The organism is Idiomarina aquatica (assembly GCF_004362895.1).
GTDB lineage: Bacteria > Pseudomonadota > Gammaproteobacteria > Enterobacterales > Alteromonadaceae > Idiomarina.
Genome location: NZ_SNXI01000013.1, coordinates 21,751 through 45,727 on the forward strand (window position 1 = coordinate 21,751; position 23,977 = coordinate 45,727).

The following is a 23,977-nucleotide window of genomic DNA, read 5'->3' on the forward strand; positions in this document are numbered from 1 at the left end:
TCTCGGTGTTCTCGGTGGTGGGATGTCTTGAACGTGCGCCAAAGGCGCACGCTACGGGATTGGTTTGCGTGCGCCGGAGGCGCACGGTACGGGGCAGAGGTGCGTTACCGATCAAGCCAGTCGAGGATGCCGTCGGCGGCGGTGCGGCCTTCGGCGATGGCGGTGACAACCAGGTCGGCTCCGCGCACCATGTCGCCGCCGGCGAAGATTTTCGGGTTACTGGTTTGCATAGCAAACTCGCTATCGCCGACCGCCAGTACCGTACCCCAGTCGCTTAGTTTAACCTCATGCTCGGCCAGCCATTGCGGCGGATTTGGTTGGTAACCAAAGGCGATAATCACAGCCGTTGCCGGCATCACAAATTCTGAGCCCTCGACCGGCTGTGGGCGACGGCGACCGTCAGCATCGGGCGGGCCCAGTTCGGTTTTGACCATGCGCACGCCGCTGACGCGACCATCATCGCCCTTCACCACTTCCAGCGGCTGCAGGTTAAACTCAAATTCCACGCCCTCTTCGCGCGCATTTTGCACCTCACGGCGCGAGCCCGGCATATTCTCTTCGTCGCGGCGGTACGCACACACCACCGACTTAGCGCCGTGGCGGATCGACGTCCGCACACAGTCCATGGCCGTATCACCACCGCCCAGCACCACCACGGTTTCGTCTTTAACATCAATCAGCGGATAATCAGCCATCTGCTGTTGCAACAAGCGCTGGGTGTTACCGATTAAAAACGGCAACGCCGGATAAACCCCCGGGGTATCCAGCCCCTCGAGCCGGCCATCGAGTGCTTTGTAGGTACCCAACGCCAGAAACACCGCGTCATGGCCGTTAACCAGCTCATCAAAGGTCACGTCTTTGCCGACTTCAACGCCGAGCTTAAACTCAATCCCCATCTCGGTAAAAATCTCACGGCGCAGGGTCATCACTGACTTATCCAGCTTAAACGGCGGGATCCCGTAAGTCAGCAGGCCACCAATTTCCGGATAACGGTCGTACACCAGCGGTTTGATGCCGTTGCGCGCCAACACATCCGCGCAGGCCAGGCCCGCCGGGCCGGCGCCGATAATGGCGACTTTTTCCGGTCGCGCTTCCACGTCGGACAAATCCGGTCGCCAGCCCTGGGCAAAGGCCTCATCCACCATCTGCTTTTCGATGCTGCCAATGGTCACCGCGCCAAAACCGTCGTTAAGCGTACAAGCACCTTCGCAGAGGCGATCCTGCGGGCACACACGGCCGCAAACCTCCGGCAGCGAATTGGTTTTGTGCATCAGCTCCGCCGCTTCCAGCACCCGGCCCTCATTGGCTAGTTGCAGCCACTGCGGAATATAGTTATGCACCGGGCACTGCCACTCGCAGTAAGGATTGCCGCAATCCAGACAACGATCGGCCTGGCCCTGCAACTGCCGATCCGACATGGGTTCGTAGATTTCTTTAAATTCGATGCGCCGTTCGTCCACCGGATGCTTGGGTGGATCAATGCGCTGTACGTCTAAAAATTGGTATACATTCTTGTTCATTACATCACCTCGACCCGTAATTCTGCGGTGGAGCGCGCACGGTGGCCGAGTAGCTCCTTAATATCTGCCGATTTAGGTTTGACGATATAAAAATCACCAACCACGTCTTCGAAGTCCTGCAATAGTTGCTGCGAATAGCGACTACCGGTAGCTTCATGGTGTTCGTGGATGAGTCCGCGCAGGTGCTCTTTGATAATCGGTGTGTCCACCGACACGGCCTCAACCAACTCGTGGTTCAAACGCCGATGCAAATCGCCGTCGGTGTCACGCAAATAGGCAAAACCGCCGGTCATGCCGGCACCGAAATTAATGCCGCAACTGCCCAGCACCACCACGATGCCGCCGGTCATGTATTCGCAACCATTGTCGCCAATACCCTCGACTACCGCTGCCGCACCGGAATTGCGCACCGCAAAACGCTGACCTGCGCAGCCCGCGGCATAAAGCTTGCCGCCGGTGGCGCCGTACAGGCAGGTGTTGCCCATAATGGCCGAGTTTTCGCTGGCATAACTGACGCCGGCTGGCGGTTTTATTACGATTTGGCCGCCGGCCATGCCTTTGCCGACATAGTCGTTGGCATCGCCGGTTAACCGCAACTTTAAGCCACCGGCGTTAAATGCGCCAAAGCTTTGCCCGGCGGTGCCGTTAAAATCGATTTGAATAGGCGCTGCGGCCATGCCCTGATTGCCGTGATGAGAGGCAATAACGCCTGACACCATTGCCCCCACTGAGCGATCGTCATTACGGATTGGCAGCGCCCAATGGCCGCCGCGACGCTGTTTGACCGCGTCTTCGGTTAACTTGAGCAACCGCTGATTGAGCGCGCCTTTGTCGTACGGTTCGTTCGGTTCGCTGCAATACAGCGTTTGCTCTGACGGCGTACCGGCGGCATCTAACAAGGGCGCTAAATCTAGTGCCTGTTGGCGTGGGGTATCCCCCGGTAAACGCTTAAGCAGATCGGTGCGTCCAATGGCATCGGTGAGGTTTTCCAGCCCCAGCTGCGCGAGGATTTGCCGTACTTCCTCAGCGACAAATTCAAACAAGGTGATGACGCGCTCCGGCAAGCCACGGAAAAACTCTTTGCGCAGGGTTTCGTCCTGCGTAGCAACGCCGGTGGCGCAGTTATTGAGGTGACAAATACGTAAGTACTTACACCCCAGCGCCACCATGGGTGCCGTGCCAAAACCGAAACTTTCGGCGCCTAAAATAGCCGCTTTGACGATATCCACGCCGGTTTTTAAGCCGCCGTCGACTTGCAGGCGTATCTTATGGCGTAAGTTATTGCTGACTAATGCCTGATGCACTTCGGCTAAGCCCAGCTCCCAGGGCGAGCCGGCATATTTAACCGAGGTCAGCGGACTGGCGCCGGTGCCGCCGTCATAACCCGATACCGTGATCAGGTCGGCATAGGCTTTGGCTACGCCGGTGGCGATGGTGCCAATGCCCGGTGTCGACACCAGTTTGACGCTGACCAGCGCTTTGGGGTTAACCTGTTTGAGGTCGAAAATTAGCTGCGCCAGATCTTCGATGGAGTAAATATCATGATGGGGCGGCGGCGATATCAGCGTGGTGCCCGGCACCGCAAATCGCAGCTGCGCGATTTCGGCGGTGACTTTTTCGCCCGGTAGTTGACCACCCTCGCCGGGCTTGGCGCCCTGTGCCACTTTTATTTGTATGACATCGGCGTTAATCAGGTAATGCGGCGTCACACCAAAACGGCCGGACGCAACCTGCTTAATGCGCGAGTTTTTGAGGCTGTTAAAGCGTTTGGGATCTTCACCGCCCTCGCCCGAGTTCGAGTGGCCGCCGATTTTATTCATGGCGATGGCCAGCGCCTCGTGCGCTTCGGCTGACAGCGCACCAATGGACATAGCAGCGGTGTCAAAACGCTGGAACAGCTGCTCTTTGGGCTCGACTTGATTGATGTCGATAGCCGTTGCCTTGCTGTTATCAATCGCCAGTAAGTCGCGCAGGTGCGTGACCGGGCGTTCGTTAACCAGCTTGGCGTAGGTGTCGTAGTCCTGCTGGCTGGCACTGGCGACCGCCTTTTGCAGGCTCATCACCACATCCGGGTTGTAGGCGTGATACTCGCCACCGTGCACGTATTTAAGCAAACCGCCCTGCGAGAGGGGCTTGCGGTGCAGCCAGGCAGATTTGAATACACGCAGCAGATCCTGCTGGATATCGTTAAAGGTGGCGCCGCCGATACGCGCAGGCGCATTTACAAAGCACTGCTTGCGAATCGTCTCGTCCAGCCCCACCACTTCGAACAACGAAGCGCCGCGATAGCCGGCAATGGTCGAGATTCCCATTTTTGAAAGGATCTTAAGCAGGCCTTTGTTCAGGCCTTTACGGTAGTTAGTCAGTGCTAACTTTAGGTCGGCCTGCAGACGGCTTTGCTGCACCAGCTGCTCGACCGTTTCATAAGCCAGATACGGATAAACTGCGGTGGCGCCCAGACCAAGCAGCACGGCCATGTGATGCGGGTCGCGGGCGCTGGCGGTTTCGATAATAATATTTGAGTCGCAGCGCAGATCGTTGTCGACCAGCGTTTGTTGCACCGCACCCACTGCCATTGGCGCAGGGATCATCAGCTGGCCTTGCTCGAGGCCGCGATCAGAGAGGATTAAAATGACCGTTTGTTCTTCTTTTACCGCAGTGTAAGCGCTTTCAGTTAAACGGATTAAAGCGGACTGCAAGTCGTCGTTTTCTGCATCAAATGCGAGCGACAAGGTTTTATGCTTGTAATGGGTCGGGTCCATTTCGCGGAGTTGTTTAAGATCCGTATACATTAAAATCGGCGATTCAAACGCGACCCGATCAGCATCACCGGAAGCCTCGCTAAAAACGTTATGCTCACGACCAATAATGGTCGCCAGCGACATCACGTGACGCTCGCGGATGGGGTCAATGGCCGGGTTAGTCACCTGCGCGAACTGCTGACGGAAAAAGTCGTACAACAGGCGCGGCTGCTGCGACAGGATTGCGGTCGGGGTGTCGTCACCCATGGAGCCAACCGCTTCCTGACCGTCTTTAGCCAGCACCGCGACCACCTGCAGCAGTTCTTCCTCGGTGTAGAGGTTGGCTTTATGAAGCACCTTCATCATCTTGTCGTCGTACAGGCGCTGGCCGATTTTGTCGGCACTGCACTGTTCGAATGGCAACAGGGTGCGGCGATGCTGATCCAGCCACTGCCGGTACGGGTGGCGGTCTTTCAGTTCGTCTTCGATTTCCTGGTTGTACCAAATACGGCCGGTATAGGTGTCGACCGCCATCATTTGACCGGGACCGAGACGGCCTTTTTCTTTTACGTCTCGCTCGTCGTAGTCCCAAATGCCGACTTCGGAGGCGATGGTTAAGATGCCCTGGTTTGTGAGCACGTAACGTGCCGGTCGTAAGCCGTTGCGATCCAGCGAGCAGGCTACATGGCGACCATTACTCATCACCACACCCGCGGGGCCGTCCCACGGCTCCATGTGTAGCGCGTTGAACTGGTAAAAGGCGCGCATTTCTTCGCTCATAGTGCTGTCGCCCTGCCACGCAGGCGGGATTAACAGACGCATGGCGCGGAATAAGTCCATGCCGCCGGCTAATAATAGCTCGAGCATGTTGTCCAGCGAGGCGGAATCAGAGCCGCTCATGCCGACAATGGGTGCGGCATCCTGCAAGTCAGGTATTAACGGCGTTTGCAGTTTATATGCCCGCGCTTTGGCCCACTGCCGGTTGGCTCTTATGGTGTTGATTTCGCCGTTGTGGGCGAGAAAACGGAACGGTTGTGCCAGGTGCCAGCGCGGCTGGGTATTGGTCGAGAAGCGCTGGTGAAACACACAAATGGTGGTTTTAAGGCTTTCATCGGCCAGATCGGGGTAATAGTTTTGCAGATCCCCGGCCATCATCAGGCCTTTGTAGACCAGCAACAGGCTGGACAACGAGGCGATATACAATTGATTGGGATCGCTGATTTGCTTTTCGATACGACGACGCGCCATGTACAGGCGCCGTTCGATATCTTTTTTGCGCCATCCCGGCGGTGCCGAAATGATAACTTGCTCTATGGTCGGCTCGGACTGTTTGGCGCCCTCGCCCAGCACGCTGTTGTCGGTGGGGACTTTACGCCAGCCGGTTATTTCGAGGGTTTCTTTTTTCAGCTCTTGTTCGATAACAGCGCGCGCGGCTTCGCGCTGGTCGCTGTTATTGCTGAAAAAGATGCTGCCGACGGCGAATTTTTTGCTCAGACCCCAGCCTTGTTGTTTGGCGTAGTCGCGAAAGAATTGCTCGGGTATTTGCAGTAGCAGCCCACAACCGTCGCCGGTTTTGCCGTCGGCGCCGATACCGCCGCGGTGCTGCATGCGGTCGAGGCCCTGCACGGCGGTGGTAATAAGGTCGTGCCGTGCTTCGCCGTTAATATCGGCTATCAGCCCAAATCCGCAGTTATCGCGCACATCATCGTGCTGGTACAAGCTCATTTGATACTCCAATGAATGAATATTCATTCTTATTAGATTATCATGCGATGCCGCGAATTTGTAATAAATTTGTTGAATGGTGGGGTTGAATTTTATGGAGCATCGCCGATGCGGATAGAGGGGGATTTATTCTGACTTCCGGCTTTGGATTCGAGTCCGTCGGTGCGCTCCCTTCGGTCGCTAAACCGGCGGGTACGTACGATTTGAATTAATATCCTGGGGTAGCCGGCATCGGGGCTTTGAATACTATTTGCGGCTGGATTCTAAAACCAAAAGAATACAACGCGGCACCCTAAAAATGAGATAGCCCTGAACGCAGAAAGAACCCTTTGCATATCGTGTGTAGCCGCCGGTTTAGTGAGGCGCAGCCGAACGCACCGGCGGGGCTAAGCCCGCCGTCACCTAAAAATTTCAATCAAAACCGTCGACCCAATTACCGCGCGTTAAAAGCAAGCATGCGGTCGAGGGGGAGCATGGCTTGTTTGCCGAGCTCGGGGTCGACGTGGATTTCGTGGGTTGCGCCGCCGTGTTCGAGGGCGTCGGCAATAGCCACCAGGCCGTTCATTGCCATCCACGGGCAGTGCGCGCAGCTGCGGCAGGTGGCGCCGTTACCGGCGGTTGGTGCTTCTAAAAAAGTTTTGTTTGGCTGCAGTTGCTGCATTTTATAGAAAATGCCGCGGTCGGTGGCCACGATAAAGGTATCGTTAGGCAATTCCTGGCTGGCCTTGATCAGCTGCGAGGTCGAACCGACAGCGTCCGCCATATCAACGATATTTTGCGGTGACTCCGGGTGTACCAGAATTGCAGCATCAGGATGCACTTTTTTGAGGTCTTTAAGCGCTTTCGCTTTAAACTCATCGTGCACTACACAGGCGCCCTGCCACATCACCATGTCAGCGCCGGTTTGCTTCTGAATGTAGTTACCCAGGTGGCGGTCAGGGCCCCAGAGGATTTTTTCGCCCTTGCTGTCCAGGTGCTCAACTAAATCCAGTGCCATGCTTGATGTTACCACCCAGTCGGCACGCGCTTTAACGGCAGCAGAGGTGTTAGCGTAGACCACCACGGTGCGATCCGGATGCTCGTCACAAAACGCAGCGAACTTATCCGGCGGGCAACCCAGATCGAGCGAGCACTCAGCTTTGAGGGTTGGCATCAGCACGGTTTTGTTAGGTGTCAGGATTTTTGCTGTTTCGCCCATAAAGCGCACGCCGGCAACAATCAATGTATCGGCGTCGTGGTCGCGACCAAAACGTGCCATCTCCAGCGAGTCAGCAACGCAACCACCGGTCTCTTCAGCCAGCGCCTGAATTTCGGGATCGGTGTAATAGTGCGCAACCAGCACCGCATTGCGTTGCTGTAATAAGTCTTTAATACGCGCACGGTATTCTGCTTTCTGTTCGTCAGATAATGGCTTCGGCTTAGGCGGAAACGCGTAATCTAAATTATCTAGAGTTTGGATCGCTGACATACTTCCTACATCTTTATTCGGTAAAGTCCTATATACGTGCGGGCAAGTATAGCGGATTTCAATGGCAAATGCCGAGACATATAACCCCAAACACCTAACCACGGAGAGCACGGAGGGCACGGAGGAAAGACTTTCAATGTTAAAGCCCCAGGAATCATACTTTGGTTTCCTTTAAAAAGGTTTTCTCTGTGTTCTCCGTGTCCTCTGTGGTTATATCTTTGATTTTTATCTTTGAGGTTCTTAAAGGGAAATGGTGGGTTGTGCAGGATTCGAACCTGCGACCAATTGATTAAAAGTCAACTGCTCTACCAACTGAGCTAACAACCCATATTCTGGCGTGTTCTTGTGCCGAAGGCACAAGCTACTGGTTTGGGAGGAAGTGGTGGGTTGTGCAGGATTCGAACCTGCGACCAATTGATTAAAAGTCAACTGCTCTACCAACTGAGCTAACAACCCACGTCCAAACGTGCCGTTACCAACGCTAAACCGGAGACGATTTGTCCTTGGCAACGGCGGCATAGTTTACTTAAATAACGCTGTGATGCAACTGATTATTTCAGTTTTTTGTGCGACTGCTTAATTCACCAGCAGTTGTTACCTTCGTGTTAGCAAAGGCGAGCAAAAACAGCGATTAATTTAACCGCTGTTTGGCCAGATTAGCTTCGGTACTGTCCGGGTATTCTGACACAACCTGCTGATAAAACGACTCGGCATCGGCACTACGGCCCTGCTCCGAGGCAATAACGCCCAGCTTTAACAAACAATCTGCGCGTTTGTTACTGTCGGGATAGTCGTTAACCACTGTCTGAAAGTGTGTTTTTGCTTTATCGTACGCTTGCTGTGCAAACTGCAGTTGGCCTAGCCAGTAATGCGCATTAGGCAGGTAACTTGAGTTCGGAAACTGCTGGATAAACTGCTCGAATGCAGGAATTGCCGCGTCGTAACGCTTGTCTTCCAACACTAAAGCAATAGCACGGTCATAGGCGTCGTTTTCGCTGAGGTTACTGGAATAACCCGAGTTGCCACCATCCGCAGAGCCGGAACTGTCGGTAGGTATCGTCTGAACGCCCCCGCCAGAACCACCAAACGACGATCCGCCCTGCTCCTTCAGTTGACTGAAGCGACGGTCAATTTCCTGATACAGCTCGCGCTGACGTTGCAGTAGCTGCTCCAGGCGATACTCGTGCTCCTCGGTAATACCACGAAGCTCGGCGACATCCTGTTGCAAAGTACTTAACTGGTCCATCAGCTGCAATTGAGCACCCTGGCGTGCCTCCATCATACGTTCGATAGTGGCCAGGCGTTGCTCCAGCGAGCCGGCTGAATCAGAAAGGCTGGAAACCGGGGCCTGCGCCATAGCGGCGGCAGGCACCAGTAAGCTCATCGCAATTAGCGTTTTTTTCAACATGGTTGAATACAGCTAACGTTAGCGATTAGTAAACTAAAACAGCGCGACGGTTTTTCGCGTATGCACTCTCGGTAGAGGCATTAACCATCGGCTTTTCTTCACCGTAAGATACGGTAGAGATTTGTGAGTCCTGAACACCCAGGTTTTCCAGGTAGCTTTCGACCGCTTGCGCACGACGTTCGCCCAATGCGATGTTGTACTCAGGGGTACCACGCTCGTCGGCGTGACCTTCGATTACAACGCTGACATTTGGGTTTTTAACCAGGTAATCCGCGTGCGCAGCTAACAGTTCTGCGTACTCAGACTGGATATTTGAACGGTCAAACGCGAAGTAAATGATGTGCTCTTTACGTAGCGCTTCCATTTGCTCCTGACGGATTTCTTCAGGCGTTTTTTGACGGTCAGCAGCGCCAACCTGTACACCTGAGCCAGAGTCCTGGTCCGAAGCCTGGTTAGTTTCCTGACCTGCGCCAGCGCCGGAATCAGTCGACTGGTTTGAGCTACAAGCGGCCAAAGTTGCCATTGGTACAGCAATTGCCAGAGCTTTAAAGAGTTTGTTCAGCTGCATCCTGTATTCCTTATTTTTTCTCGTCTGTTGTATCAAATTACGTTACATAAACGGTGACCAAGATGGCGACTTAACCTCACCACTTGAAGCCGGTAATCGTGCCTTAAAACGGCCATCGGTCGACACCAACGCCAACACCTGCTTGTTGTTGTGTGTCGTGCTGTAAATCACCATGCTACCATTTGGCGCGATACTTGGCGATTCATCCAAAAATGTTTTGGTCAGCACTTGCATGGTACCCCGTGGAAACTCCTGACGTGCAATGTGATAGTTGCCTCGTGTACGGTTGACCAAAATCATTGAGTCACCCGACGGTGCAACAGTACCACCTAAGTTCTGCTCGCCTTCGAACGTTAACCGACGTACCTGCCCTGAATCTAAATTTACGCTATAAAGTTGTGGTCTGCCACCCCTTTCTGAGGTAAATACCAACGATTTACTGTCAGGCGTCCAACTCGGCTCAGTATCAATCGTACGATTGCGTGTTACCCGTTGCAAGTTTTTAGTCGCCAGGTCCATTACGTACAATTCCGGATTACCGTCTTTAGACAGTACCATAGCCATTTTCTGACCGTCCGGCGAAAACACCGGACTGCCGTTGATGCCCGGGAACGAAGTCAGCTTTTCACGGCGTGTGGTGTAAATGTCCTGAATATAAATTTCTGCGGTTTCGTTTTCGAAGGTCACGTAAGCCAGTTTGTTGCCGTCCGGTGACCATGAAGGTGACATCAATGGTTCCGGGCTGCGCAATAATACTTTTTCGTTAGCACCGTCGTAATCCGCTACCATCAGTTTGTACGGATATTGGTCGTCGTGGTTAACGGTAACGTAGGCGATGCGGGTCATAAAGGCACCACGTTCACCGGTCAGAGCTTCGTATACGACATCCGAGATGCGGTGTGAATACTGACGGAATTGATCACCGTCAATAACCGAGCTGCGTGCGTCCAGAATGTGATCATTGCTTTGTACCAACTCGCCGTCGCGCAACATTTGCGCGTTGCCGCCGGTTATTTGTCCGCGCAGTACGTCCACCAGCTGGAACTTAACCATGTAGCGGTCGACACTATAGGGTTCGATGGTGCCCATCAGTACCGCTTCAACACCAAGTTTTGCCCACGCGGCATAATCCAACTCGCCGTCGTTAGTTGGTTGCTGGGGCATTGCTGATGCGGGGATTGGATTAAATTTACCGCTGCGGGTCAAGTCCGCCGCAATTACCTCGGTTAATTCACCCGGCGCAGGGCCATCACCTAACCACTTAAACGGCACAACCGCAATCGGTCTGGCGGTGTCCATACCCTCGGTAATGACAATTTCCAATACCCCGGCGCGGACGCTGGAAGTCAGAACGAAGAAAAACAACAATGTGTTGATAAACAGCTTTTTCATGGGTCACCTTAGCTCGTTAAGCTTACAACTGCGGTTTAACAGTTAATTTAATCGTACTCATTTGCTCGTAGACTTCCGGGTCTTCCGAAACAGGTAATGTGGTTGCTTTGAGCACCGCATTTTCCGCTGAGCGGCATACTGTTGGGTCACCAGCTCCGGTGGTTACAGATTTAACAAAACCACTGGGCGCTACGCTGATGGTCAGCTCACAGGATTTGCCACTCATGGACTCGTCAACGTTCCAGTTGCGCTGAATCGTCTGCTGAATCAATGCCTGGTATTTTTCGATTTCGCTGAGCATTTGCTGCCGGCGCGCGGCGGCACGGCGCTGACGCTCGGCTTCCATCTCTTTTTGTAACTGCGCTTCACGTTCGGCCGCCTTGCGACGCTCTTCTTCTAACCGTTTACGTTCTGCTTCGCGGCGCTTGCGCTCTTCTTCGGCACGGCGCTCGGCTTCCTCTGCGGCTTTACGGCGTTCTTCCGCTTCTTTAGCGGCTTGTTCCGCTTTGCGACGCTCCTCGGCCAGCTGTTGTGCTTCTTTTTTAGCCTGTTCGGCGGCACGACGCGCTTCAGCAGCTTCCTGTTGTTCAATCTGCTGTTGGCGTTCAATTTCCGCACGACGCTGCTCTTCCCGCTCGCGGGCTTTGCGCGCCGCTTCGGCCTGACGCTCTAATTCTGCTATACGCTGCTGTTCGGCTCGGCGTTCGGCTTCTTTTTGCTCTTTGATGCGCTGCACCTGCTGCTCTACTGCCGCTTTATCTACCGATACCGCTGATACGATCTCGTCAGGCTGCTGCTGAAAATCGCTTTCGCTGAGGCTGACTTCCATCGGCGTCGGTTCGGTTGGCGCAAACTCAAAACTGAACAGCAAAACAGCCCCGATTGCTGCGTGAATGCCAACCGAGTAAAGCAAGGGTAATTTAATACTGTCTGTGCCTGCTACTTTTTTTGCCACGACTAATTTTCCGACGAATCTGTCATTAAGCCCACTGACGGAACTCCTGCTTTTTGCAGTAACACCATCAACTGTACGACTTGGTCATACGAAACGGCACCGTCCCCATTCACCATCACCGGCGTTTCCGGTTCTAACTGCAGCTGCGCTGCCACCAACGTCGCCACTTCCTGCGCACTGATGGGTTGGTCGGGATCGGTGTTCTGATTCAGGTAGTAATTACCCTGCGCGTCGACCGACGCCACCAATGGCGGCTTAGAGTCTTTTGACAATGGCTCTGACGACGCCTTAGGTAATTCAACTTTAACGCCTTGCGTAATCAGCGGCGCGGTAACCATAAAGATAATAAGCAACACCAACATGACGTCGATGTAAGGCACCACGTTGATCTCCGCTACCGGCTTACGGCGTTTACGCGGCATCACCATCATAGCGCAGGTTCCTCCTGGCTATTACCAGTGGCTTTTTGCGACAGCGCCTGGCGTTGCAAAATAGCGACGAATTCATCAATAAAGTTCATATACTGGTTATCGACTTTTTCTACCCGGTTTACATAGCGGTTGTAAGCGATAACAGCCGGGATCGCGGCAAACAGACCCATCGCGGTAGCAATTAGCGCCTCGGCAATACCCGGCGCGACCATTGCCAACGTCGCTTGTTCAACCGCACCCAGGGCGATAAAGGCATTCATGATACCCCAGACGGTACCAAACAGGCCGATATACGGGCTGATTGAGCCGATGGTAGCGAGTATGCCGAGGTTATTCTCGAGTTTTTCCAGCTCGCGGGCGTGAGCGACACGCATGGCGCGGAATGCGCCTTCGATAGTGGCCTGTGGATTGGTTCCGGGATGGTTACGCAACCGCGCGAATTCTTTAAAGCCGGCGTGGAACAGCAGCTCCATGCCTTTGGCATTTTTGGCGCGGGCGGAAATTTCCTGGTACAGGCGCGCAAGGTCGACGCCGGACCAAAAACGATCTTCGAATTTCAGTGCGTCTTTGTTGGCGGTGTTAATCACCTTTTTGCGCTGGAAAATCAGCACCCAACCCCATACTGACATGGCCAACAGCATGATCATGACCAACTTCACCAGCAGGCTTGCCTGCCAGAATAAATCAATAAAGGATAATTCTGTTTCCACGCTCGTTAACCCTCTGTCTGTTTGACTATGTTTTTATGGTGTCATTTATTTTGTCGTAAATCGGCGCTGGTATGGCGACCGCCCGCATTGCATTAAGGTCGACACAGGCGGCTTTGATAGTGGCGCTGCAATGCAGCTGCCCCTGCTGACCAATAACCTGCTGCGTAAACACCATCGATGCGCGCTTCAGCTGTTCGACCGTCACGGTTACGGTCAGTTCAGCATTAAATTTTACTGCTTCGCACAAATCCAGTTCGACCTGCCTGACCACGAAGCCCCTATTGTGATCTAACCAGCTGTCCTGTTCAATCCCCAACGACCTTAACCATTCGGTGCGGGCACGTTCAAGAAATTTGAGATAGTTCGCATAATAAACGATACCACCGGCATCGGTGTCTTCGTAATAAACTCTCACTGGCCATTCAAAATGTATTTTTTTCATGGGTAAACCTTTAAAAATGACAATTTTGCCACAATAACTTTTTAAGACACTTAAAAGTGGCGCTGATTAAAACTTCAGCAGACTTTTATTTATGACAAAACTGAAACAATTAAAACTATGCTCATTGTTTTTTAACGTATTTTTTCAATTGTTGAAAAATTGTTGGTCTTTTTTTAACCGTTAGTTAAAACCTTCGCATTAATTTATTTAATGTGAACATGTAAAATTTCTTGTTTGATACGGGCCATTTTAGCCGTATAATAGCGAACAAATCGAAGAGACAGAGTTTGGTTGTCACTACTTCTGAAATTTTGATTTTTTGTAATAAGTTCCCTGGATTTTATTTAACTTCCTTCTTGTTGTTCTGTTTGCCCGTACTTATGTGCGGGCTTTTTTTATCCATTTTTTACTCAAGCTTTACTTTTCTTCAGGTTTTAAACCAAAGTGCTGGTAGGCACGCGGTGTTGCCATACGACCCCGTGGCGTGCGCTGTAAAAAGCCCTGCTGAATAAGATAAGGCTCTAGCACGTCTTCAATGGTGTCTTTTTCTTCGCCAATTGCCGCAGCCAGGTTATCCAGCCCCACCGGCCCACCGAGGAATTTTTCCATAATTGCCAGCAATAACTTGCGATCCATGTAGTCGAAGCCAGCCTGGTCAACATCAACCATAGTCAACGCAGCGTTTGCCGTGGCTTCGTCGACTTCGCCGTTACCTTTAACTTCGGCGTAATCGCGTACCCGGCGTAGCAGTCGGTTGGCAATACGTGGTGTGCCGCGAGAACGGCGGGCAATTTCACGGGCGCCGCCGTCTTTCATCACCATATTCATGTAATTGGCTGAGCGGGCAACAATGTCGGTTAGTTCTTCCACGTTATAAAATTCTAATCGCTGCACGATACCGAAACGATCCCGCAGCGGCGAGGTCAGTGCGCCGGCGCGCGTAGTGGCGCCAATTAGCGTAAATGGCGGTAAATCGAGTTTTATAGAACGCGCCGCCGGGCCTTCGCCGATCATGATATCCAGCTGGTAGTCTTCCATCGCCGGGTACAGGATCTCCTCCACTACCGGGCTTAGGCGATGAATCTCGTCAATAAATAGTACGTCATGAGGATCGAGGTTAGTCAGCAACGCGGCTAAATCGCCGGCTTTTTCCAGCACCGGACCCGAGGTGGTTTTTATATTCACATCCAGTTCGTTGGCGACGATATTAGCCAGTGTGGTTTTACCCAGTCCCGGCGGGCCAAAGATTAGCAGGTGGTCCAGAGCTTCCTGACGCTTGCGTGCCGCCTCGATGAAAATTTCCATCTGCTCGACCACATGTTTTTGGCCGGTATAATCTTTGAGGACCTTGGGGCGTATGGCACGGTCGATGGCCTCATCGTCACCCTGGGTTTCGGCTTCGACAATGCGATGGCTGGGTATTTGGTCGGCTTCTATCATAAGGCTCTCTTTCCGCTGAAGGCTCTAACTACGCTAATTGTTTAAGCGCGGCTTTGATTAGCTCTTCGCTGGTATATTCTTGCTGATACACCGCTTTTAAGGCTTTATCGGCCTGGTTTTGTTTATAACCCAATGCCAGTAGTGCGCTCAAGGCATCGCTGCGAGCATCGGCCGGGTGCACAAAGGTGGAATCGGCGGTAACCGCATCAATAGCTGCCGCATCGGTAGCCGGGCTGCCACTACCCTGCCAGTCTTTCAGGCGATCGCGCATTTCAATTACCAGGCGCTCAGCGGTTTTTTTGCCAACACCGGGCAATTTGACCAGCCGGCTGACATCGTTTTGATTAACCGCCCAGACAAATTCATCGGCGTTCATACCGCTTAAAATCGCCAGCGCCAGTTTCGGCCCCACGCCCTGGGTTTTGATTAACAAACGGAACAGGCTGCGCTCCGCCTGGCTGTTAAAGCCGTACAGTAGTTGTGCGTCTTCGCGCACGACAAAATGAGTCACCAGCGTAACCTGTTCATTAAGCGCCGGCAGCGCGTAAAAACAGGTCATCGGCAGCTGGATTTCATATCCCACGCCATTCACATCAATCAATACTTCAGGCGGCTGCTTGGCAATGAGCTTGCCGGAGATTTGTCCAATCATTGTTTATCTTGTTCTATTGGCGATGCCGTTATCATACCATCGGCTATCCGGGGGCGCTAGGCGGGGCGAAAACGACCCGCGCGTATCAAAACGATCGGGTGTTGGCGTGGCAAATAGCCACGGCGAGGGCGTCGGCGGCGTCGGCCTGGGGGCGTTTGCTGAGGTTGAGTAGGGCCATGACCATGTGCTGGACTTGTTCTTTTTCGGCGGCGCCGGTGCCGACTACGGCTTGTTTGATTGAGCGCGCGCTGTATTCTGCTACCGGCAAATCATGGCAGGCGGCTGCGACAATGGCCGCCCCGCGCGCCTGGCCCAGCTTTAATGCTGAATCCGGGTTGCGCGCAATAAACACTTGCTCTATGGCGAATTCGTCCGGCTGAAACTGGGTGATCAGCTCCACTACCGAATTGTGAATGCGCTTAAGCTTTTCCGGCAACGAATAAGGCTGCGCCGACGGTCCGGTAACGCGAATACAGCCGCTGGCGACATAATGCAGCTTGCGGCCGTGGCGCTGAATAATGCCGTAGCCGGTTAAGCGGGAGCCCGGGTCAATGCCCAGAATCACGCTCATCAGTCGGCGTTAAGCTGTGCCAATACTTCATCCGAAATATCAGCATTGTGGTAGGCGTTTTGCACGTCGTCTAAGTCTTCCAGCGCATCAAGCAGTTTTAAAAAGCTTTGCGCACTGTCGGCATCTAAATCGACTTTGGTATCCGGCACCATGGTCACTTCCGCATTCGATGCGGCCAGCTCGCGCGCATCCAGTGCATCTTTGACGGCACCAAAGTTATCCGCCGTGGTCATGACATCTAACGAGCCGTCGGCATGTTTAACAATGTCCTCGGCGCCCGCTTCCAGCGCCGGCTCCATCACTTGCTCTTCGGTAACACCATCGCTGTAGCTGATCACACCCATTTTATTAAACAGGTAAGCGACCGAGCCGTCGGTACCAAGATTGCCGCCGTGCTTACTAAACGCGTAGCGCACTTCCGATACCGTACGGTTTTTATTGTCGGTCATGCATTCCAGCAAAATAGCCACGCCATTGGGGCCGTAACCTTCGTAGGTGAGTTCTTCGACGTTATCGCCGTCCATCTCGCCGGTGCCACGTTTGATGGCCGTATCGATGGTGTCGCGCTTCATATTGTTCGACAAGGCTTTGTCGATGGCAGCGCGCAGGCGCGGATTGGTTTCCGGATCGCCCCCGCCCTCGCGGGCAGAGACGTTAATTTCGCGGATTAACTTAGTAAAGATTTTGCCGCGCTTGGCATCCTGCGCGGCTTTTCGGTGTTTAATGTTGGACCATTTAGAATGACCGGCCATAGTTCACCCTTATTGATTTTCTGGTTTATCCTCAACCGTACTCTTAACACCCAGTTCTTGCAATGCGTCCGGATTTGCCAGCCCCGGTGCGTCAGTCATAACGCAGGCTGCGGTGGTGGTTTTCGGGAACGCAATCACATCACGAATCGAGCTGGCACCAACCATCAGCATCACCAGGCGGTCCAGACCAAAGGCCAGACCCGCATGTGGTGGCGTGCCGTACTTGAGTGCTTCCAACAAGAAGCCGAATTTTTCCTGCGCTTCGTCTTTGCCAATGCCCAGCACTTCAAACACCGCCTGTTGCATGGCGTTATCAAAAATACGCACCGAGCCACCGCCGACTTCAACGCCGTTCAAGACCATGTCGTAAGCATTAGACAGCGCCTGTGCCGGATTCGCTTTAAGTTCTTCCGGGGTGACGTTAACCGGTGCAGTGAATGGGTGATGCAATGCAGCCAGCGAGCCGTCATCGTCTTCTTCGAACATCGGGAAGTCGACAACCCACAGCGGTTTCCATTCGTCGCTGACTAAATCAAACTCTTCACCCAGCTTAAGACGCAACGCGCCCATCGACTCGGCGACCACGTTGGCTTTGTCGGAACCGAAGAACAGTACGTCGCCGGTTTGCGCACCAGTGCGTTCCAGAATTGCGTTTAACGCTTCGTCCGGCAGGAATTTTAAAATTGGCGACTGCAGACCATCCCGGCCTTGCGATAAATCGTTAACTTTAACCCAGGCTAAACCTTTAGCACCGTAAATGCCGACAAACTTGGTGTAATCATCGATCATTTTACGTGACACCTTGTCAGCCTGCCCCGGCAGGCGCACCACGGCCACACGGCCTTTTTCGTCGTTGGCCGGGCCGGAGAATACTTTAAACTCGACGTCTTTCAGTAAATCAGCAACATCTACCAGCTCCAGCGGGTTACGCAGGTCGGGTTTATCTGAACCATAGCGCTGCATCGCTTCGTGCCAGCTCATGGTCGGGAATTTGCCTAAGTCGATATCCAACAGGTTCTGGAACAGTTCGCGCGTCATCTGCTCGGTGACTTCCATCACCTGCTCGGCGGTCATGAACGAGGTTTCGATATCGATCTGGGTGAATTCGGGCTGGCGATCAGCGCGTAAGTCTTCGTCGCGGAAGCATTTTACGATTTGGTAATAGCGGTCAAAACCCGACATCATCAGTAACTGTTTAAACAGCTGCGGACTTTGTGGCAGTGCGAAAAAACGGCCTTTATGGGTGCGGCTCGGTACCAGGTAGTCGCGCGCGCCTTCAGGGGTGGCGCGGGTCAGCATCGGTGTTTCGATGTCTAAAAAGCCGCTGTCGTCTAAAAAGCGACGTACGGCGCTGGTGACTTTGGCACGAAACTGCAGTTTTTCGTTCATCTGCGGGCGACGCAGATCAAGGTAGCGGAAGCGCAGACGGGCTTCTTCGCTCACTTGCGAGTTAAAGTCGATAGGCAGCGGTTCAGAGCGGCTTAAAATCGTCAGTTCTGAGGCCAGCAGTTCGACTTCGCCGGTTTTCATGGTTTTGTTAACCTGGCTGTCAGGACGGCGGTTAACCGTGCCTTTTATCTGCACACAGAATTCCTGACGCAATTTGTTGGCTTGCTCGAACAGGTCTTTTTGGTCGGGATCGAAAACGACTTGGATTAAGCCTTCGCGATCGCGTAAATCGATAAATATTAAGCCGCCCAGATCGCGACGTTTGTTGACCCAGCCACACAAAGTGACTTGCTGTTCTGCTAATTCGGCGTTTACCTGCCCACAATAATGCGTTCGCATGTGCGTTTTCCTACTACCAGCTGTCGTTGGATGTTATGAAATTTGAAGCGCCACATTATAGCGAAATAACGCCAAATGTCATCAAGCGATAGCGCCGCATGGAGATGTAACTGCAGAGAAAAGACTTTACCACGGAGAGCACAGAGAGCACGGAGAAAGAATTTTTAATTTCTAAACCCTGATAATCGGATTTTGTGTTTTCCCTTAAAAAGGTTTTCTCCGTGTACTCCGTGTCCTCCGTGGTTAAATGTTTAAGTGTTTTCTATTGGAAACCCTACCCCGCTAGGCGGACGTCGTTTTTGCCGGCGGCTTTGGCGGCGTACATGGCTTTGTCGGCGGAGCGCAGCAGGGTTTGTTCGTCGGTGCCGTGCTGCGGGAACATGGCGACGCCGACGCTGACGCTGACATCGAGCGACTCGCCTTTAATTTTATATGGCCGGGCGATATGCACCACCAGTTTGCGTGCCACGGCCAGTGCGGCGTTGGTATTGTTGGTACTGGGCAGTACCACCACGAACTCGTCACCGCCGTAGCGGCAGACGGTATCGGATTTACGCAGTAATCCGGTTAGCCTTTGCGCAGCATGGATAAGTATTTCATCACCGTATTCGTGGCCGAAGTCATCATTAATCGCCTTGAAGCCATCTAAATCCAAAAACATAATGCTAAACGCTTTATTATCGCGCTGATGCTGTAAAATCGCCTGCTCCAGTCGGTCGCTAAGCAAATTACGATTAGGCAGTCCGGTCAGTTCGTCATGTGTAGCGACGTAACGAATACGGCGCTCAGCCGACTTGCGCAATTTAACCTCGCGCCGCAGGCGACTGTTCCAATAGGCCACACCGGCAATCAACACGACCACCACCGAGCCCAATTTCAAGCCCAGGCTAAGCAGCTCCTGATCAGTCCAGCCTTGCTGCAATTCGTAGCCATACCATTTGCGGCGTATGCGCTGACGCTCTAAATCGGTCAGTTTCTCGATACCCCGATTAAATATCACCACCAGCGGTTGATAGTCACTGCGTACACCAAAGAATAAATCCTCGCCCGGTGCACCGCTTAGCACGCTTAAATCAGCGTTAGCTAATGGCCGTTGCTGCAACTCGTCAACCAAAACCGGCAGGCTGTCAATATAGACATCAATGGCATCCCGAGTTAAGGCATCGATACCTTGCGGCAGGGTTTTAAACTCCAACACCTCGGTTTGACGGATGTGCTGCAGCATCGGAATAACGCTGTAGCCCTGGGTCACACCAATGCGCTGACCGCGCAGCTGTTCGGCTTTTAATTCACGGGCAACCTGCTCGCCCACATCATGAATCGACAGCGCGGCCCAGGGCATGGTCCAGTAACGCTGGGTAAAACTAGTGTAGGCAGCGCGATCGGTAGAAAATGACATACTCGGCAGCACATCGATGTCGCGTTGTTGCAGCGCCGTTAAACATGCTGACCAGCTGCCGCAAGGCACCCAGATAAAATCCATCGGAACGCCCTGGGTAATGGTGGTCAGCATATCCACGTCAAAACCCACCGCGGTGCCCTGCTCGAACGAAATGAGTGGTTTCAGGTCGTCCGGCACGCCCACCCGTATTTCCGGATGCTCAACCAGCCAGTCATTGGTCTCATTCGCGGCGTGCGCGCTAAGACCCAATAGCAGCAACATGAAAGCAAGCAATGACCGCCATTGATGTTTCATTCGTTGTATATTCTCCGACAGGTTAGGTAAACTAGTTAGTTATCTTTATAAGTTATAGAGCATTATCGGACAGGCGCGCCAATTATGAACCACCGCGATACGATTTTTTCTAAGCCCTTACCCAGCGTCGCTGATTTTAGCTTCGATCAGCACGTGGTCGAGGTGTTTCCCGACATGATAAACCGCTCGGTTCCGGGTTATTCCAGTATTTTACAAACCTTGCCGCAGCTGGCCACACGTTACGTTCAGCCCGACTCGACTGTTTATGATTTAGGTTGTTCGCTGGGTGCGGCAACGCTGGCGTTGCGCAAAGGCTGCGAAGCCACTGCACCGGTTCAGATTGTCGCCGTGGATAACTCCGAAGCGATGATTGAGCGCGCGCGCCTACACCTTCAGGGCTTTAAAAGCCAAGTGCCGGTTACACTACGATGCGAGGATATCCGCGAAACCGACATTACTAATGCGTCTATGATAGTGCTCAATTTTACGTTGCAATTCGTGCCGCGTGAAGAGCGTCAGCGTATTATTTCGACACTTTTTTCGGGTTTACGCCCTGGTGGTGCCTTGATGATTGCCGAAAAAATCATCGCCGAGGACGATACCATGAACGATGTCCTGGTGGATCTGCACCACGATTTTAAGCGTGCCAATGGCTACAGCGAGCTGGAAATCAGTCAAAAACGCGCGGCTATCGAAAACGTTATGAAAATTGACAAGCTGTCCGACCATTTTGCGCGTTTTAAGGAAGCCGGCTTTGCCCACTATGGCTGCTGGTTTCAGTGTTTTAATTTTGCTGCCATGCTGGCTGTTAAGGGAACGGACTAATGCCAATGTTTAATCATTCACTGCAACGCTTGCTCGACAGCCCGCACGCCGCCTGGCTGGAAACCTTACCAACACAGCTACGTCAGTTTAGCGACAAACCCCATGGCGACTTTAAAAAATGGCAACGGGTGTTAAAGCAGTTGCCGGATATCGAACTAACGGATAGCGCGGATGTTGATTTAGGCGACACCATTAGCATCGGCTCTGCGGCGCAGGCGACCGACTCGCAGCGGGCGCAAATGCGCGGGCTGTTAATGCAGTTATGCCCGTGGCGTAAAGGTCCGTTCGATTTGTTCGGCATGACCATCGATACCGAATGGCGGTCGGACTGGAAGTGGCAGCGGGTTGCGCCCCATCTGGATTCATTACAGGGCAAACAAGTGCTGGATGTCGGCTGTGGCAGCGGTTATCACTTATGGCGGATGCTGGAAGCCGGTGCGGAGGATGTGTGGGGAGTCGATCCGGGCGAGCTGTTTTTAACCCAGTTTCAGGCCATTAAAAAATATATGCCGCCGGCGCTTGCCCGGCACGCGCACTTTTTCCCGGTGGGTATTGAACAGATGCCGGAGTTAAAAAGCTTCGATACCGTGTTTAGTATGGGGGTGCTGTATCACCGCCGTTCGCCGCTGGAATTTTTGCAGCAGTTAAAAGGGTTGTTAAAGCCCGGCGGCCAGTTAGTGCTGGAGACGATTGTAGTCGAGGGCGACGATACCACGGTGATGATGCCCGGTGAACGTTATGCACAAATGCGCAATGTTTGGTTTTTACCCAGCGCTGAGGCGTTGGCGGTTTGGCTACAACGGCTGGGCTTCAAAGACATCGAAATTGTTGACCATAACGTCACCTCTCTGGACGAACAGCGGTCGACGGAATGGATGCAGGGTGAATCGTTAAAAGATTTTCTTGATCCAAATGACTACAATATGACTATTGAAGGGTACAAAGCACCGATCCGTGCCATTCTGACCGCACGGACCTAAGTTTTCTTCAATAAGGGCGGTATCAATACTGATATGGCACATTACAGAGCAAAATCCACCTTAGAGCAGTGGCGGATTTTTCAGGCCGTTATCGACTGTGGCGGTTATGCTCACGCAGCCGATAAATTGAATAAGAGCCAATCCTCTTTAAACCACGCCGTAGCAAAATTACAACAGGTGTTAGGCGTACAACTGCTTGAGGTTAAAGGTCGTAAGGCGGTTTTAACGGCGGTGGGCGAAGTTATGCTTCGTCGCTCCCGACAGTTGACACAAACGGCACAGGAACTGGAACAACTGGCCCATAACCTGGAACAAGGTTGGGAGCCGGAAGTTAAATTAGCGCTGGAGATGGTGTTTGACCGCTCGACGCTGATTCCGGCATTACGCAAGTTTCAGGACTTTAGCCGCGGCAGCCGGTTATCGATCGAAGACACCGTATTGACCGGCACGCTGGAGCACATTCGCGAAAAATCAGCGGATGTGGTCATTACCCACCACCTGCCGAAAGGCTATATTGGCGAACCTATTGACGATTATGTGATGGATTTGGTGTGCCATCCTGACCATCCGTTGGCGCAACTCGAACAGCCGATTGCGCAGGACGAGTTAAGCCAGCATTTGCAAATTGTTATCCGCGATACCGCCGAACATCCGCAGGAGGATGAAGGCTGGCTGAAGGCGGAGCAACGCTGGACGGTGAGCCATTTCGACGAAGCTTTGCGATTGGTTCGTTCCGGCCTCGGCTTTTGCTGGTTACCGCCCTACATTGCCGAGCGCGAGATGAAAAAAGGCGCTATTCGCAAACTGCAACTTGAAGGCAGTAGCTGCCGCAAAGGCAGCTTGTATATGGTGCTACCGAAAGGCGAACAAACCGGCCCCTGCGCACGCCAATTGGCCGACTTGATTATGGGCAAGGAGATCGAAGCGCAGAAAGCGGCTGCGTCGTAACGTGCGCCAAAGGCGCAAGCTACAGGCTTTTTATATAATCCCGCATATCATCCGCCAATTGCGGGTGGCGCAGGGCGTGCTCTAAAAAGGCTTTGGCGTAGCCGAATTTGTTGCCGCAGTCGTGGCTTTTGCCTTTCATGTAGTAGGCATTGACCGGTTTATCCTGCAATAACATTGCCATGGCGTCGGTTAGCTGAATTTCGTTGCCGGCACCGACCGGGGTTCTTTCCAGCAATGGCCATAATTCTTTCGGAAACACATAACGACCAACCACAGCCAAATCTGACGGCGCCTCGTCCACGGCGGGTTTTTCAACCAATTGCTTAATGGCCGCCTGCTCACCGGGGGCCAAATCCGCACCGTTAATATCGGCAACGCCGTAGCTACTGACATTTTCGTGTGGTACTTTCTCTACCATCACCTGGGCCGCGCCGGTCTGCTCAAAATTGCGCTTCATTTCGGCCATGTTGTCGCGCTTAAGGTCGCAGCTGGCTTCGTCGACCAGGACATCCGGTAACACCACCGCAAACGGTTCATTCCCGACCAGCGGTCGCGCACACAGCACGGCATGGCCTAAGCCCTTCGCCTCGCCCTGACGCACGTGCATAATGGTGGTGCCTTTGGGACAAATCGCCTGTACTTCTTCTAACAACTGACGCTTAACGCGGCGCTCGAGGGTTGTTTCTAGTTCAAAACTGGTATCGAAGTGGTTTTCGATACTGTTTTTACTCGAATGTGTAACCAAAATCACATCGGTTAAGCCCGCCGCAGCGCACTCTTCTACAATAAACTGGATCAACGGGCGGTCGACCAGCGGCAGCATTTCTTTTGGAATCGCCTTAGTGGCCGGCAACATCCGTGTTCCAAGTCCCGCAACCGGGATAACGACTTTTTTGACGCTGTGCTTATCCATGCTCTTCCCTATTTTAAAATTCTAGAAATCGGTCACGTTTATACCGTGATTT

20 protein-coding genes and 2 tRNA genes are annotated in these 23,977 nt (G+C 53.0%); 3 read left to right on the forward strand and 19 right to left on the reverse strand.

Annotated elements, in window-relative coordinates:
- Positions 1–104 precede the first annotated feature (104 nt).
- The 18 genes from DEU29_RS09645 to DEU29_RS09730 all read right to left on the reverse strand — a co-directional run bounded on the left by DEU29_RS09645 (position 105) and on the right by DEU29_RS09730 (position 20,259).
- A complete protein-coding gene (locus DEU29_RS09645; protein WP_133540147.1) occupies positions 105–1,520 on the reverse strand; it encodes an FAD-dependent oxidoreductase in 1,416 nt (471 codons plus the stop codon).
- On the reverse strand, positions 1,520–5,986 hold the full coding sequence (gltB, locus tag DEU29_RS09650) for a glutamate synthase large subunit (RefSeq protein WP_133540148.1): 4,467 nt from the start codon (positions 5,984–5,986) through the stop codon (positions 1,520–1,522). The genes DEU29_RS09645 and gltB overlap by 1 nt, the downstream gene beginning before the upstream one ends.
- Positions 5,987–6,419: 433 nt before the next feature.
- The gene (nadA, locus tag DEU29_RS09655) at positions 6,420–7,454 is read right to left on the reverse strand and encodes a quinolinate synthase NadA (RefSeq protein WP_133540149.1); all 1,035 of its coding nucleotides are present in this window, start codon (positions 7,452–7,454) and stop codon (positions 6,420–6,422) included.
- A 251-nt stretch (positions 7,455–7,705) separates the two neighbouring features.
- Positions 7,706–7,781 (reverse strand) — tRNA-Lys (locus tag DEU29_RS09660).
- A 53-nt stretch (positions 7,782–7,834) separates the two neighbouring features.
- Positions 7,835–7,910, reverse strand: a tRNA-Lys gene (locus DEU29_RS09665).
- A 175-nt stretch (positions 7,911–8,085) separates the two neighbouring features.
- Entirely contained in the window at positions 8,086–8,859 is a 774-nt protein-coding gene (gene ybgF, locus DEU29_RS09670) for a tol-pal system protein YbgF (protein WP_133540205.1), read from the reverse strand.
- A 28-nt stretch (positions 8,860–8,887) separates the two neighbouring features.
- The gene (gene pal / locus DEU29_RS09675) at positions 8,888–9,430 is read right to left on the reverse strand and encodes a peptidoglycan-associated lipoprotein Pal (RefSeq protein WP_133540150.1); all 543 of its coding nucleotides are present in this window, start codon (positions 9,428–9,430) and stop codon (positions 8,888–8,890) included.
- A 42-nt stretch (positions 9,431–9,472) separates the two neighbouring features.
- Positions 9,473–10,822, reverse strand: coding sequence for a Tol-Pal system beta propeller repeat protein TolB (gene tolB, locus DEU29_RS09680; protein ID WP_133540151.1), 1,350 nt, complete (start codon positions 10,820–10,822; stop codon positions 9,473–9,475).
- Positions 10,823–10,844: 22 nt separating this feature from the next.
- Entirely contained in the window at positions 10,845–11,777 is a 933-nt protein-coding gene (gene tolA, locus DEU29_RS09685; RefSeq protein ID WP_243734552.1) for a cell envelope integrity protein TolA, read from the reverse strand.
- A gap of 2 nt (positions 11,778–11,779) precedes the next feature.
- A complete protein-coding gene (gene tolR, locus DEU29_RS09690) occupies positions 11,780–12,202 on the reverse strand; it encodes a protein TolR (protein WP_166635903.1) in 423 nt (140 codons plus the stop codon).
- Positions 12,203–12,204: 2 nt separating this feature from the next.
- The gene (gene tolQ / locus DEU29_RS09695) at positions 12,205–12,918 is read right to left on the reverse strand and encodes a protein TolQ (RefSeq protein WP_133540153.1); all 714 of its coding nucleotides are present in this window, start codon (positions 12,916–12,918) and stop codon (positions 12,205–12,207) included.
- 25 nt (positions 12,919–12,943) lie between these two features.
- On the reverse strand, positions 12,944–13,360 hold the full coding sequence (gene ybgC / locus DEU29_RS09700; protein WP_133540154.1) for a tol-pal system-associated acyl-CoA thioesterase: 417 nt from the start codon (positions 13,358–13,360) through the stop codon (positions 12,944–12,946).
- Positions 13,361–13,777: 417 nt separating this feature from the next.
- On the reverse strand, positions 13,778–14,800 hold the full coding sequence (gene ruvB / locus DEU29_RS09705) for a Holliday junction branch migration DNA helicase RuvB (protein WP_133540155.1): 1,023 nt from the start codon (positions 14,798–14,800) through the stop codon (positions 13,778–13,780).
- Positions 14,801–14,828: 28 nt separating this feature from the next.
- Positions 14,829–15,452 (reverse strand): Holliday junction branch migration protein RuvA, encoded by a 624-nt coding sequence (gene ruvA / locus DEU29_RS09710; protein WP_133540156.1) that lies wholly within the window; start codon positions 15,450–15,452, stop codon positions 14,829–14,831.
- An 85-nt stretch (positions 15,453–15,537) separates the two neighbouring features.
- Complete coding sequence (gene ruvC / locus DEU29_RS09715; protein WP_133540157.1) at positions 15,538–16,023, reverse strand: crossover junction endodeoxyribonuclease RuvC; 486 nt, start codon at positions 16,021–16,023, stop codon at positions 15,538–15,540.
- Positions 16,023–16,775, reverse strand: coding sequence for a YebC/PmpR family DNA-binding transcriptional regulator (locus DEU29_RS09720; protein ID WP_133540158.1), 753 nt, complete (start codon positions 16,773–16,775; stop codon positions 16,023–16,025). Before DEU29_RS09720 ends, ruvC begins: the two co-directional genes overlap by 1 nt.
- Before the next feature lie 9 nt (positions 16,776–16,784).
- The gene (aspS, locus tag DEU29_RS09725) at positions 16,785–18,563 is read right to left on the reverse strand and encodes an aspartate--tRNA ligase (protein ID WP_133540159.1); all 1,779 of its coding nucleotides are present in this window, start codon (positions 18,561–18,563) and stop codon (positions 16,785–16,787) included.
- Between the two features lie 274 nt (positions 18,564–18,837).
- Entirely contained in the window at positions 18,838–20,259 is a 1,422-nt protein-coding gene (locus tag DEU29_RS09730; protein ID WP_243734553.1) for a diguanylate cyclase domain-containing protein, read from the reverse strand.
- A gap of 84 nt (positions 20,260–20,343) precedes the next feature.
- Here DEU29_RS09730 and cmoA point away from each other — a divergent pair, with 84 nt between their 5' ends.
- From cmoA to DEU29_RS09745, 3 genes are read left to right on the forward strand one after another with little or no spacing between them, the layout of a single operon-like run.
- Complete coding sequence (cmoA, locus tag DEU29_RS09735) at positions 20,344–21,084, forward strand: carboxy-S-adenosyl-L-methionine synthase CmoA (RefSeq protein ID WP_133540160.1); 741 nt, start codon at positions 20,344–20,346, stop codon at positions 21,082–21,084.
- Positions 21,084–22,064, forward strand: coding sequence for a tRNA 5-methoxyuridine(34)/uridine 5-oxyacetic acid(34) synthase CmoB (gene cmoB, locus DEU29_RS09740; protein WP_133540161.1), 981 nt, complete (start codon positions 21,084–21,086; stop codon positions 22,062–22,064). The genes cmoA and cmoB overlap by 1 nt, the downstream gene beginning before the upstream one ends.
- A gap of 33 nt (positions 22,065–22,097) precedes the next feature.
- The gene (locus DEU29_RS09745) at positions 22,098–23,012 is read left to right on the forward strand and encodes a LysR family transcriptional regulator (RefSeq protein WP_133540162.1); all 915 of its coding nucleotides are present in this window, start codon (positions 22,098–22,100) and stop codon (positions 23,010–23,012) included.
- 19 nt (positions 23,013–23,031) lie between these two features.
- Here the strand turns inward: DEU29_RS09745 and galU are convergent, their stop codons facing one another.
- A complete protein-coding gene (gene galU / locus DEU29_RS09750; RefSeq protein WP_133540163.1) occupies positions 23,032–23,925 on the reverse strand; it encodes a UTP--glucose-1-phosphate uridylyltransferase GalU in 894 nt (297 codons plus the stop codon).
- Positions 23,926–23,977: the final 52 nt, after the last annotated feature.